The 12,153-nt window shown below is 67.6% G+C and carries 10 protein-coding genes and 1 pseudogene; 8 read left to right on the forward strand and 3 right to left on the reverse strand.

The window, feature by feature from the left end; genetic code table 11:
- Positions 1-287, forward strand: a pseudogene (locus VDQ18_RS19635) (cytochrome-c peroxidase); the annotation flags it as partial.
- Positions 288-357: 70 nt separating this feature from the next.
- Here VDQ18_RS19635 and VDQ18_RS19640 read toward each other — a convergent pair.
- Together VDQ18_RS19640 and VDQ18_RS19645 are read right to left on the reverse strand one after the other, a co-directional pair.
- A complete protein-coding gene (locus VDQ18_RS19640; RefSeq protein ID WP_323022595.1) occupies positions 358-1,827 on the reverse strand; it encodes a CRTAC1 family protein in 1,470 nt (489 codons plus the stop codon).
- Positions 1,827-3,107: an ROK family protein gene (locus VDQ18_RS19645; RefSeq protein WP_416235131.1), complete on the reverse strand. Its 1,281-nt coding sequence runs from the start codon at positions 3,105-3,107 to the stop codon at positions 1,827-1,829. Before VDQ18_RS19645 ends, VDQ18_RS19640 begins: the two co-directional genes overlap by 1 nt.
- Before the next feature lie 219 nt (positions 3,108-3,326).
- Between VDQ18_RS19645 and xylF the strand changes: the two genes are divergently transcribed.
- From xylF to msrQ, 7 genes are all read left to right on the forward strand, one after another.
- Positions 3,327-4,349 carry a D-xylose ABC transporter substrate-binding protein gene (gene xylF / locus VDQ18_RS19650; RefSeq protein ID WP_323022596.1) on the forward strand — a complete coding sequence of 341 codons (1,023 nt, stop codon included), beginning with the start codon at positions 3,327-3,329 and terminating at the stop codon, positions 4,347-4,349.
- 80 nt (positions 4,350-4,429) lie between these two features.
- A complete protein-coding gene (locus VDQ18_RS19655) occupies positions 4,430-5,851 on the forward strand; it encodes a sugar ABC transporter permease (protein WP_323022597.1) in 1,422 nt (473 codons plus the stop codon).
- On the forward strand, positions 5,851-6,615 hold the full coding sequence (locus tag VDQ18_RS19660; RefSeq protein WP_323022598.1) for an ATP-binding cassette domain-containing protein: 765 nt from the start codon (positions 5,851-5,853) through the stop codon (positions 6,613-6,615). Before VDQ18_RS19655 ends, VDQ18_RS19660 begins: the two co-directional genes overlap by 1 nt.
- A 1-nt stretch (position 6,616) precedes the next feature.
- Positions 6,617-8,050, forward strand: coding sequence for a xylulokinase (xylB, locus tag VDQ18_RS19665; protein WP_323022599.1), 1,434 nt, complete (start codon positions 6,617-6,619; stop codon positions 8,048-8,050).
- A gap of 16 nt (positions 8,051-8,066) precedes the next feature.
- A complete protein-coding gene (xylA, locus tag VDQ18_RS19670) occupies positions 8,067-9,368 on the forward strand; it encodes a xylose isomerase (protein WP_323022600.1) in 1,302 nt (433 codons plus the stop codon).
- Between the two features lie 190 nt (positions 9,369-9,558).
- Positions 9,559-10,461 (forward strand): protein-methionine-sulfoxide reductase catalytic subunit MsrP, encoded by a 903-nt coding sequence (msrP, locus tag VDQ18_RS19675; protein WP_323022601.1) that lies wholly within the window; start codon positions 9,559-9,561, stop codon positions 10,459-10,461.
- Position 10,462: 1 nt separating this feature from the next.
- Positions 10,463-11,095 carry a protein-methionine-sulfoxide reductase heme-binding subunit MsrQ gene (gene msrQ / locus VDQ18_RS19680; RefSeq protein WP_323022602.1) on the forward strand — a complete coding sequence of 211 codons (633 nt, stop codon included), beginning with the start codon at positions 10,463-10,465 and terminating at the stop codon, positions 11,093-11,095.
- 18 nt (positions 11,096-11,113) lie between these two features.
- Here the strand turns inward: msrQ and VDQ18_RS19685 are convergent, their stop codons facing one another.
- Positions 11,114-11,548, reverse strand: a complete 435-nt coding sequence (locus VDQ18_RS19685) for a DUF302 domain-containing protein (protein WP_323022603.1) — start codon at positions 11,546-11,548, stop codon at positions 11,114-11,116.
- Between the last annotated feature and the right edge of the window lie 605 nt (positions 11,549-12,153).

The raw sequence follows: 12,153 nt of genomic DNA on the forward strand, positions 1-12,153 counted from the left end.
CGCTGGCCGGGTTCCTGGCGCATCACACCGATGGCGGGGCGGTGGCGGACTACGATCGGGCGGAAGCGGTGTTGCCCACGCTGGCAGTCGAGGATTGGGCGGTGCTGGACGATCCGGCGCAGGTCTCGGCCATTGCCGAGGCGGCGGTGCGGGGCTTCCGGCCGGACGAGGGCCAGATCGCGGCGCTGGTGGCGTTTCTGGAAACGCTGACCGATCCGGTGGCGGTGACGGGGCGGCTGGGCGTGCCGGCGCGGGTGCCCTCGGGCCTGACGGTGCCCAATCCGTAACCGGGCAGGGCGCCTGCGCCGTCGCTGCGCCGTCGCTGCGCTCGGCGGCACCCGCCCGCCCGGCCACGCCTCAGGGCGTGAGGGTCAGGATCTGGTCGGCCGTGGCCTCGGTTTCCGTGCTGCTGCCGTCCGGCCAGTCGACGCGGATCACCGCGCTGGTGGCGGGGCCCAGGCCGAAATGCCGGGGGATCGCCTGCCCGCCAGCGTGGCCGCCGCCGATTGTCACCTGTTGCGACTGGCTGCCCTGATCGGTGCTGACGGTGATCCGGGCGCCGATGGCGCGGGTATTGCCGCCGGGCTGGCGCAGGTCCACGGCCAGCCAATGGCCGGTGTCGGGCGTGATGTTGCGGTAAAGCTCCATCGGCGCGCGGCGGTTGACCACGATGAGGTCCAGCCGACCGTCGCCGTCGAGATCGGCCAGCGCCGCGCCGCGCGAGCGTTCGCGCGTGGCAATCCCGGCCTCCGTCGCGACCTGGTGGAAGCTGACGTCCGGCGCCTGCATCAGCAGGTCGTTCGGATCATGGATGGCGTTGGTCGGCATCTGGTCCACGTTGCCCTTGGCGATGAAGAGGTCGGGCAGGCCGTCATTGTCCACATCGCCGAATTGCGCGTGCCAGCCGGTCGAGGGGCGACCGTCGCTGCCATCATGCGGCAAGGTTGCATAAGTGCCCATCGCATAGGGTGCGGCGGCGTAGGTTCCGTCCGGTTGTGCGATTTGTAGCAGCTGGTCGCCCATCGAGGTCAGCATCACCTCGTCCCGCCCGTCGCCGTTCAAGTCCTGGCTGGTAATCCCCATGCCCCAGAGCGAGACGTGCTGCCAGCCGTCCTCGGGCGTCAGGAAGCGATGCGTGCCGATGTCCCACATCTGCTCATACCCACCCCGGACGTAATAATGCCGGTCGTTCGAGATGCGCAGGGTCGGGCGATCGCGGGCATCGCGGGCGGCGAGCATGGAGAGGGCGCAGAAGCCGGGCTCGAGCGCCTCGGTCTGCCAGCCGGTCGGGGTGGGAGTCATCAACGTGTTGGAATCGCAGGCCTGGAAGGGGCCATCGGGGTTCGAGCGGTCGACGTAATGGCCAATGGCCAGCGTCGGGCGCTCACCCTCCCACCAGGCGGTGAAGGCGGTGGTCCAGCGGTCTTCCTGCGGCAGGCCCCAGGCCTGGGTCACATCCTCGAAGCTGCACTCGGCCCCGCCGCGCAGGATCACATCCGGCCCGGCGCGCAGGATGAAAAGGTCGAGGATCCCGTCGCCGTCCATATCCAGCGGATAGGCCCCGGTCGCGCCGGTGATTGTGGGGAAAGTGACAGGGCTGAAGCGCATCTCGCCCCCGTTCCCCAGCAGCAACATCGGATTTTCACCCCCCGCTGCCAGAATCTCGGGCCGCCCGTCGCCGTTGCAATCGAAGACCGCGACCCCGCCGCCGACGAAATGTTCCCAGCCGCCGGCGTAGATCTGCGGCGGGATCGTGCCCGAGAGATCCTCGAACAAGGGGCTCGCCACTGCGGGCTGGGCCAGAAGCAGCGGCAGCAGCCAGCGCATCACGCGGCCCCCTGTCCCAGAGCGGTATCGGTGACATAGCCCAGGGCCAGCGCCGCCGCGCCCCGGGCCCAGACCATGTCGCCCCAATTATGCGTCTCGACCCGGCAGGGGCTGCGGCCGTGGTTGAGGGTCAGTTCCAGCGTCTCGGCCATGACCTCGTCGGCATAGAGGTAATCGTAGCGCATCCGTTCGCCCGAGAGGATGATCAGCTCGGGATCGAACAGCTGGATGACGTTCGACAGGCCCACCGCCAGATAGCGCCCGGCGCGGCGGAAGATCGAACGCGCGGCCATGTTGCCGCCCTTGGCCTCGGCAAAGAGGGTCTCCAGCATCGCCTGGGCCGAGGCCATGGCGCGGGGATTGCGGCCGAGCGCCGTCGCCGCTTCGCGCGCCAGGGCGTAATCCGCCAGATAGGCCTCCAGACAGCCGCGCTGGCCGCAGCGGCAGAGGGCGCCGTCGAGATGCACCTTTGTATGGCCCAGCTCCATCCCCATGCCGCGGGTGCCGCGATAGAGGCGGTTGCCGACCACCAGCCCCATGCCGACCCCGTGCTCGATGGTGACGACGGCGAAATCCGACATCGCCCGCCCGGCGCCGAACCAAAGCTCGGCCAGCGTCAGCATGTTGGCGTCATTGTCGATCAGCACCGGCAGGCCCAGCCGCCGGTTCAGCGCCGCCCGGAGCGGCAGGTCCTTGCCGGCGATGAGGGGCGACCAGGGGATCGTGCCCTCGATCGGCTCGACCAGGCCCGAGATGCCGATGCCGACCGCGGAAATGGCGTCGCGGTGCAGACCCGCCTGTTCCAGCACCCGCTCGACCAGCGCCGCGGTTTCCTCGGCGATCTGGTCGAGGGTCTTGCGCACCGCGGGGGTGGGCAGCATGGCCTCGGCCAGGATGGTCCCGGCGAAATCGGCCAGCACCGCGGTGTGGCGTTCATCCGAGAGTTTGATGCCGATCACCCGGCGCGATTCGGGCACCACGGTGAGGGCGACGGCGGGCCGCCCGCGCCCGGCATCGCGGCGATCGCGGGGGTTGTCGTCGGTCTCGCGCAGGAAACCGCGCTCGATCAGGTCCGAGGTCAGCTGCGTGACCGAGCCCGCGCTGATGCCGAGCGCGCGCGAGACATCGGCCCGGGCCGCGGTGCCGGTGGCGCGCACATGCTCGAAAACCTTCTGGCGCAAGGGCTTGGGGTCCTGCACCGGGCCCGGCAGCAGCGGCCCGCAGCCCAAGGGCAGGGTCGGGCTGGCGGCCAGCGCTATCGCGTCATCTGCGGGCATCATAACTTCACGGCTCAAAAAATATTCCTTCGCTGCGTCGCGGCGATCCAAGGAAACGTTCCGAGTTCGCGCAAACATCGGCCCTTTGACCTTAGTGGAGCATGAAATTTCGATCAACGCGAGAATCTTTATTTTGACAGGTGAACAAAATATCCTATGCTTCCGGCTGTCGGGATGGAGCCCGCAGCCCCGGGAGTCGGGGCACCATAGGGGAGGAATAAGATGCGCAAAGCATTGTTTGCCGCTGTCGTCGCGACGGCGGGTCTTACCACATCGATGGCCGCAGCGCTGACCGTCGGTGTCAGCTGGTCGAACTTCCAGGAAGAGCGCTGGCGCACGGATGAGGCCGCGATCGTCGCGGCGCTGGAAGCCGCCGGCGCGACCTATGTCTCGGCCGATGCGCAATCGTCCTCGGCCAAGCAGCTGTCGGATATCGAGGCGCTGATCGCCCAAGGGGTCGATGCGCTGATCGTGCTGGCGCAGGACGCGCAGGCCATCGGCCCGGCGGTGCAGGCCGCCGCCGACGAGGGGATCCCGGTCGTGGCCTATGACCGCCTGATCGAGGACCCGCGCGCCTTCTATCTGACTTTCGACAACGTCGAGGTCGGCCGCATGCAGGCCCGCGCCGTGCTCGAGGCCGCGCCCGAGGGCCGCTATGTCATGATCAAGGGCTCGCCCACCGATCCGAACGCGGATTTCCTGCGGGGCGGTCAGCAGGAAGTGCTGCAGGCGGCGATTGACTCGGGCGCCATCACCATCGTCGGCGAGGCCTATACCGACGGCTGGCTGCCCGCCAACGCGCAGCGCAACATGGAGCAGATCCTGACCGCGACCGACAACGGCGTCGATGCGGTCGTGGCCTCGAACGACGGGACCGCCGGCGGTGTCGTCGCCGCGCTGACCGCGCAGGGCATGCAGGGCATCCCGGTCTCGGGTCAGGACGGCGACCATGCCGCGCTGAACCGCATCGCGCTGGGCACGCAGACCGTTTCGGTCTGGAAGGACGCCCGCGAGCTGGGCCGCGCCGCGGCCGAGATCGCCGTCGCGCTGGCTGGTGGCACCGCCATGGCCGATGTCGAGGGCGCGCAGGAATGGACCTCGCCCGCGGGCACGGTCATGACCTCGCGCTTCCTGGCCCCGGTTCCGATCACCCGCGACAACCTGTCGGCGGTGGTCGATGCGGGCTGGATCACGCAAGAGGCGCTCTGCCAGGGCGTGACCAACGGTCCGGCCCCCTGCAATTGACCTGACAGCGGCCCCGGCGGTTCCGGCCGCCGGGGCGTTCCATCGGCACCGGCATCCTATCCCCCATTCGAGAGTCCGCCATGAGCGATATCGCGCGCCCCGCAGTCCAGCCCCGGCGCCGCTCGGTGATCGATTCGCTGGAAATCGACACGCGCCTCCTGGGCATGATCGCCGCCTTCGTGGTGATCTGCCTGGCCTTCAACGTGATGACCGAGGGCCGTTTCCTCAGCCCGCGCAACATCTTCAACCTGTCGATCCAGACGGTCAGCGTGGCGATCATGGCGACGGGGATGGTCTTTGTCATCGTCACCCGCCACATCGACCTGTCGGTCGGCGCGCTGCTGGCCACCTGCTCGGCCTTCATGGCCATGACGCAGAAGGTCTGGCTGCCGGATCTGGGTCTGGATCTGGGCTCGCCCCTGATCGCGCCCGTGGCCATCGTCGTCGGTCTGGCTGTCGGCACGCTGATCGGGGCGGTGCAGGGCTGGCTGGTGGGCTACCTGACGATCCCGGCCTTCATCGTCACGCTGGGCGGCTTGCTGATCTGGCGCAACGTCGCCTGGTACGTCACCGGCGGCCAGACCATCGGCCCGCTGGACGAGACGTTCCAGCTGTTCGGCGGCATCAACGGCACGCTTGGCGCGACGATCAGCTGGGCGCTGGGCATCGTCGCGGCGGCAGCGGCGATCTGGGCGCTTTTCTCCAGCCGCCGGGCCAAGGTGTCGCATGAATTCCCGGTGAAACCCCTCTGGGCCGAGGGCGTGCTGGCCGTGGTCTATGCCGCCTGCATCCTGGGCTTCGTCGCCATCGTCAACGCCTACGAGGTCCCCGCCGCCCGCCTGCGCCGGGTGTTCGAGGCAAGGGGCGAGAGCCTGCCCGAGGGCTATACCGAAGGCTACGGCCTGCCGATCTCGGTCCTGCTGCTGATCCTGCTGGCCGTGGTGATGACGGTCATCGCCCGCAAGACCCGGCTTGGCCGCTATATCTTCGCCACTGGCGGCAACCCGGATTCGGCCGAGCTGAGCGGCATCAACACCCGCCTGCTGACCGTCAAGGTTTTCGCCATGATGGGCTTCCTTTGCGGGCTCTCGGCGGTCGTGGCCTCGGCGCGGCTGACCAACCACGCCAATGACATCGGCACGCTGGACGAGCTGCGCGTCATCGCCGCGGCGGTGATCGGCGGCACGGCGCTGTCGGGGGGCATCGGCACGATCTTCGGTGCCATCCTCGGCGCGCTGATCATGCAATCGCTGCAATCGGGCATGGCCATGGTCGGGGTCGATGCGCCCTTCCAGAACATCGTCGTGGGTCTGGTGCTGGTCGAGGCCGTGCTTCTGGACATCGCCTATCGCATGGCGGCGATCCGGCCGAAGGTGCTGCTGGTGCATCTGATCTTGCTGCCGGTGCTGGTCTGGTTCTTCGCCTCCTGGCTCTTCGTGGCGCTGGCGGTTGTGATCTCGGCGGGGCTTGGCCTTCTGCTGCGTCGGAAAGGAATGATCTGATGGTTGACCGTAGCGGAACCCCGATGGTCGAATTGCGCGACATTTCCATCGCCTTTGGCGGCATCAAGGCGGTGGACCATGTCAGCGTCGACCTCTACCCGGGCGAGGTCGTGGGCCTTCTGGGCCATAACGGCGCCGGGAAATCGACGCTGATCAAGTGCCTTTCCGGTGCCTACCGCAAGGATTCGGGCCAGATCCTGATCGACGGGCAGGAGGTGGAGATCACCAACCCCCGCGACGCCCGCGCCTATAACATCGAGACGATCTATCAGACGCTGGCGCTGGCCGATAACCTCGACGCCGCGGCGAACCTGTTCCTGGGGCGCGAGATCACGACGCCGCTGGGTTTCGTCGACGACGGCCGCATGGAAGCCGAGACGCGCAAGATCATGGGCCGCCTCAACCCGAACTTCAAGAAGTTCAAGGCGCCGGTCTCGGCGCTGTCGGGCGGGCAGCGGCAATCGGTGGCCATCGCGCGCGCGGTCTATTTCAACGCCCGCGTGCTGATCATGGACGAGCCGACGGCGGCGCTGGGCCCGCAGGAGACGCAGATGGTCGCGGACCTGATCAAGGAGCTGAAGAAGCAGGGGCTGGGGATCTTCCTGATCGACCACGACGTCCATGCGGTGAAGCGGCTCTGCGACCGGGCGGCGGTGATGAAGAACGGCGAGCTGGTCGGCGTGGTGAAGGTGGATGAGGTGACCGAGGACGACATCCTGGCGATGATCATCCTGGGCAAGAAGCCCGAGCATCTGGCGGCCTGACATGTATATCGGACTGGATCTCGGCACCTCGTCCCTGAAGGCGATCCTGATCGACGACGCGCAGCAGGTGGTGGCGGAACATACCGTGCCGCTGACGGTCCAGCGCCCGCATGACGGCTGGTCCGAGCAGGACCCTTATAGCTGGGTCGCGGCGGCGAAGGACGCGCTGATGGCGATCCGCGCCAGCCACGATTGCCGGACCCTGCGCGGGATCGGCCTGTCGGGGCATATGCACGGGGCGGTGCTGCTGGATGCGGACGACAATGTCCTGCGGCCGTGCATGCTGTGGAACGACACCCGCAGCCACCGCGAGGCGGCCGAGATGGATGCCGATCCCCGCTTCCGGGCGATCACCGGCAATATCGTCTTCCCGGGTTTCACCGCGCCCAAGGTCGAATGGGTCCGCCGGCACGAGCCCGAGATCTTCGCCAGGACGGCCAAGATCCTGCTGCCCAAGGATTACCTGCGGCTGGCGCTGACCGGGAACCATGTGTCCGAGATGTCGGACGCCGCCGGGACCGCGTGGTTCGATACGGCGCGGCGGGACTGGTCGGACGAATTGCTGGGCCTCTGCGGGCTCAGCCGCGCGCACATGCCCCGGCTGGTCGAAGGCAGCGCCCCCTCGGGCGATCTGCGCGACAAGCTGGGCATCGAGTTGGACCTGCCGCCCTTGGTGGTGGCCGGGGGCGGGGGGGACAACGCCGCCGCCGCTATCGGTGCCGGCGTGGTGCATGACGGCTCGGCCTTCCTCAGCCTCGGCACCTCGGGCGTGCTGTTCGCCGCGAATGATGGCTACCGGCCGGACCCCGCGACGGCGGTGCATACCTTCTGCCATGCGGTGCCGGGGACCTGGCACCAGATGGGCGTGATCCTGGCCGCGACCGATGCGCTGAACTGGCTGAGCCGCCTGACTGGCCAGTCGGCGGCGCAGCTGACGCAGGGTCTTGGCCCGGTCACCGCGCCCGGGCGCACCCTGTTCCTGCCCTATCTGGGCGGCGAGCGGACGCCGCTCAACGACGCGCAGATCCGTGGCCAGTTCCTGCACCTCGACCATGCGACCGACGCCCAGGCGGCGGCGCGGGCGGTGATGGAGGGCGTGGCCTATGCCTTTGCCGATTGCCGCGACGCGCTGGCCGCGACCGGCACGACGATCAGCCGGGCGCTGGCCATCGGCGGCGGCGCGCGCTCGGCCTATTGGCTGGATGTGCTGGCCTCGACCCTGGGTTTCCCGCTGGACGTGCCGGCACAGGGCGAATTCGGCGCGGCCATGGGGGCGGCGCGGCTGGGCATGATGGCGGCGACCGGCGCGGGGGCCGAGATCGCCACGCCCCCGCCGGTCGCGCGCAGCCATGACCCCGACCCAAGTCTCGCCCCGGCCTTTGCCGGGGCCCACCAGCGTTACAAGGCGGCCTATGCCGCAATCCGGAATCTCTGACGACAGGAGCCCTCTGATGACTGACTTCTTCAACGGCATTGCGCCCATCCGTTACGAGGGCCCGGACAGCGCCAGCGAATTCGCCTTCCGCCACTACAACCCGGACGAGATGCTGCTGGGCAAGGCGATGAAGGACCATCTGCGCTTTGCCGCCGCCTATTGGCATTCTTTCGCCTGGCCGGGCGGCGATCCGTTCGGCGGCCAGACCCTGGAACGCCCCTGGTTCGGCGAGACGATGGACCATGCCAAGCTGAAGGCCGATGTGGCGTTCGAGATGTTCCAGATCCTCGGCGTGCCCTATTTCTGCTTCCACGACGCCGATGTCCGGCCCGAAGGCGCCTCCTTCGCCGAGAACACCGCCCGGCTGCGCGAAATCACCGATTACTTCCAGCAGAAGATGGAAGAGACGGGGGTCAAGCTGCTGTGGGGCACCGCCAACCTCTTCAGCCACCGCCGCTATATGGCGGGCGCCGCGACCAACCCCGACCCTGAGGTCTTTGCCTTCGCCGCGGCGACGATCAAGACCTGCCTCGATGCCACGCACCAGCTGGGCGGCGAGAACTATGTCCTGTGGGGCGGGCGCGAGGGCTATGAGACGCTGCTCAACACTGACCTTGCGCGCGAGCGCGCGCAGGCCGGGCGCATGCTGCAGATGGTCGTCGACTACAAATACAAGACCGGCTTCAAGGGCACGATCCTGATCGAGCCGAAACCGCAGGAGCCCACCAAGCACCAATACGATTACGACGTCGCCACGGTCTACGGCTTCCTCAAGGATTTCGGGCTGGAGGGCGAGGTCAAGGTCAACATCGAACAGGGCCACGCCATCCTCGCCGGGCATTCCTTCGAGCATGAGCTGGCGCTCGCGGCCTCGCTGGGGATCTTCGGCTCCATCGACATGAACCGGAACGATTATCAATCCGGCTGGGACACCGACCAATTCCCCAACAACGTGCCGGAAATGGCGCTGGCCTATTACGAAGTGCTCAAGGCGGGCGGCTTCACCACCGGCGGCACCAATTTCGACGCCAAGATCCGCCGCCAGTCGCTGGACCCCGAGGATCTGATCCTGGCCCATGTCGGCGGCATGGATGCCTGCGCGGCGGGGCTGAAGGCGGCGGCGGCGATGCTGACCGACGGGCGGCTGGAAGAGCAACGCGCGGCCCGCTACGCCGGTTGGGACAAGCCCGAGGGCAAGGCGCTGCTGTCGAGCGACCTCGCCAGCATCGCCCGGATGGTCGAGGACAAGAAACTCGATCCCCGCCCCCGCTCGGGCCGGCAGGAGCGGCTGGAAAACCTGGTCTCGCGCTTCGTCTGAGGGGCGACCCTCCGCGCAGCGACACGGGGGCCCGGCCATGCGCCGGGCCTTTCGCGTCTGCGCCCCTCGTCACGAAAGGTTTACGGCAAAAATTGCCGGGCGGGCGAAACGCGGGCTACACTCGGCCCGTATAGGCAGGTGAACCCGATCCTGAGGCGGCGACGCGCGGCCTCACCCCAAGGAGAGACCCATGGCACGCCGCTGGACCAATGACCTGACGCATGACGATGTGACCCCCCGCCCCCTGTGGCTGAACCGCAGGCAGATCATGGCCGGGATGGGCGGCGCGGCGGCGCTGGCGGCGACGGGCGCCCCGGCCATGGCGCAGGGGCTGGAGCCCAACACGCTGGAGCAAATCTCCACCTACAACAATTACTACGAATTCGGCGTCGGCAAGGAGGACCCCGCGGCCTATGCCAGCGCGCTGGACATCGACCCCTGGACGATCCGCGTCGACGGCATGGTCGACCGGCCCGGCGAATACGCGCTGGCCGACCTGCTGAGCGGCCTTCAAAGCGAAGAGCGCATCTACCGTTTCCGCTGTGTCGAGGCCTGGTCGATGGTCGTGCCCTGGAACGGCGTCGAACTGGCCGATGTGCTGGACAAGATCGGCGTGCAATCGGGCGCGCGCTATGTCGCCTTCGAGACCGTGGTCCAGCCCGAGAACATGCCGGGCGTGCGCAGCCGGGTCATTCCCTTCCCCTATGTCGAGGGGCTGAGGCTGGACGAGGCCCGCCACCCGCTGACCCTGCTGGCGACCGGGATCTACGGCCAGCCGATGCCGAAGCAGAACGGCGCGCCGATCCGGCTGGTGGTGCCGTGGAAATACGGCTTCAAGTCGATCAAGTCGATCGTGCGGATCACCCTGACCGACCGGCAGCCGCCGACCACCTGGAACCGGCTGAACAGCCGCGAGTATGGCTTCTATTCCAACGTGAACCCCGAGGTGGACCACCCCCGCTGGTCGCAGGCCAGCGAGCGGCGGATCGGCGGCGGGCTCTTTGCCCGGCGCCAGGACACGCTGATGTTCAACGGCTATGGCGATGAGGTCGCCTCGCTCTACGCCGGCATGGACCTGCGGGAGAATTACTGAAATGGCCCTCGCGCAGCGTATCAACCGCGCCCAGCGGGTTCTGCCCGCATGGCCGATCTACCTGATCGGGTTCGGCTGGATGGGCTGGCTGTTCTGGCTGGGGCTGAACGGCGATCTGGGCCCTGAGCCGATCAACGCGCTGGAGCGCCGCTATGGTCTCCTGGCCCTGCAGCTGCTGGTGGCGACGCTCGTCATCACGCCGCTCAGGACCTGGACCAACATCAGCCTGATCAAGTACCGCCGGGCGCTGGGCCTGATGGCCTTTGCCTTCCTGATGGGGCATTTCCTGGTCTGGGCGCTTCTGGACCTGCAATCGCTGTCCCGCATCGGGGTCGAGATCGTCCGCCGCCCCTATATCACCATCGGCTTCGCGGCCTTCGTCCTGCTGATCCCGCTGGCGGTGACCTCGAACAACGCCTCGATCCGCAGGCTGGGGGCCATGGGCTGGCGCAAGCTGCACAAGCTGACCTATCCGGCGATCCTGCTGGGGGCGGTGCATTTCGTCTGGCTGGTGAAGGGCTATCCGCTGGAGCCCTTCCTCTATCTCGGCGCCGTCATCGCCCTGCTGGCGATCCGGCTGGTGCCGAAGCGGCGCCCGGCGATGCGGGCGCCCGCGGGGGCGGTCACCCGGTAGACCGGGTGACCCGCGCTTTCATTCCGTCACTTCGGCCACGATCCCGGCGAGCAGCTCGTTCGCCGGGGTCATGCTTTCCGCGTCCCGGTGCAGGTAGCCGACCATGACCTCTTCACCGGGGCGTTCGATCACCTGGATGCCATAGGGGCAGAAGGCGACGTTCTGCCAATCGGCCTCCATCACCTGCCGCGACACGGCCGCCGAGCAGAACATGTAGATATCGGCATTGGTGAACAGCACGACCTCGCTGCCCATGTCGGCGCGGGTGCGTTCCAGCATCTCACCCACATGGCTGGTGTAGTCGATCACCAGACCGCGGCCGACGATCGCCGATTCCAGGGCGAAGGTCGTGTCCTCGAAGGACATGCCGCTGGGGGCGAGCCGCATCTCGTCGGCAAGGGCAGGGGCCGCGGTCAGCGCGGCCAGCGCCACGGCGCAAAGCACTCTGGTCATGAGATCCTCCTTGGGGCGGGGCGCCCCGTCTCTACATTCGTGATCATGCATATCTTGGGCGGTTTTGCACTTCGAATCGCGAGGAGGGGGGCGGTTGGGCAGAATCATCCCCTGCCTGAGGGGGATTCGGGGGAATCACCGGGGGGATTCGGCGGATCGAGTCGGGGATTCGGGGTGATTCAGAAAAATTTCCGGGCGATTCCTGTCCGGATGGTCAGGAAATTGCGTGACCCGGGGTCTGGTGCGCAACTATCCTCCCGCGGGCCGCAGGGGCCTGCGCGCGGGGGCAGAAAGGGCCCCGCCATCGGGCAGCCCGGAGGGCCAGTAAAACAAGGCTATGTGACAGGCATATGGAAAAAAATCGCCCACCCCTGCATTTTTTCTCTTGCGGGTTCCGGCCGTGGGGCCTAGATACCGCCTCACCGAAGCGGCGGGGACGCGGAAACGCGAACGAAGCAGCGACGGCGGCGGAAACGCCGGAAACAAATCTGGATGCAAGGCGAGCGAAGGCGCTAGGGAACTGGCGACGTCTTCGTGTTGTGTTCGGAACGCTTTTTGAAAATTTGGTGAATGAAGGGATATGTGGGCGGTTTGGTTCATTTCGA

This window comes from Pararhodobacter sp., assembly GCF_034676075.1.
Lineage (GTDB): Bacteria > Pseudomonadota > Alphaproteobacteria > Rhodobacterales > Rhodobacteraceae > Pararhodobacter.

Coding starts and splice junctions, on each gene's coding strand:
- VDQ18_RS19640 (WP_323022595.1), bottom strand. CDS start 1,827: ATGCGCTGGCTGCTGCCGCTGCTTCTGGCCCAGCCCGCAGTGGCGAGC.
- VDQ18_RS19645 (WP_416235131.1), bottom strand. CDS start 3,107: ATGATGCCCGCAGATGACGCGATAGCGCTGGCCGCCAGCCCGACCCTG.
- xylF (WP_323022596.1), top strand. CDS start 3,327: ATGCGCAAAGCATTGTTTGCCGCTGTCGTCGCGACGGCGGGTCTTACC.
- VDQ18_RS19655 (WP_323022597.1), top strand. CDS start 4,430: ATGAGCGATATCGCGCGCCCCGCAGTCCAGCCCCGGCGCCGCTCGGTG.
- VDQ18_RS19660 (WP_323022598.1), top strand. CDS start 5,851: ATGGTTGACCGTAGCGGAACCCCGATGGTCGAATTGCGCGACATTTCC.
- xylB (WP_323022599.1), top strand. CDS start 6,617: ATGTATATCGGACTGGATCTCGGCACCTCGTCCCTGAAGGCGATCCTG.
- xylA (WP_323022600.1), top strand. CDS start 8,067: ATGACTGACTTCTTCAACGGCATTGCGCCCATCCGTTACGAGGGCCCG.
- msrP (WP_323022601.1), top strand. CDS start 9,559: ATGGCACGCCGCTGGACCAATGACCTGACGCATGACGATGTGACCCCC.
- msrQ (WP_323022602.1), top strand. CDS start 10,463: ATGGCCCTCGCGCAGCGTATCAACCGCGCCCAGCGGGTTCTGCCCGCA.
- VDQ18_RS19685 (WP_323022603.1), bottom strand. CDS start 11,548: ATGACCAGAGTGCTTTGCGCCGTGGCGCTGGCCGCGCTGACCGCGGCC.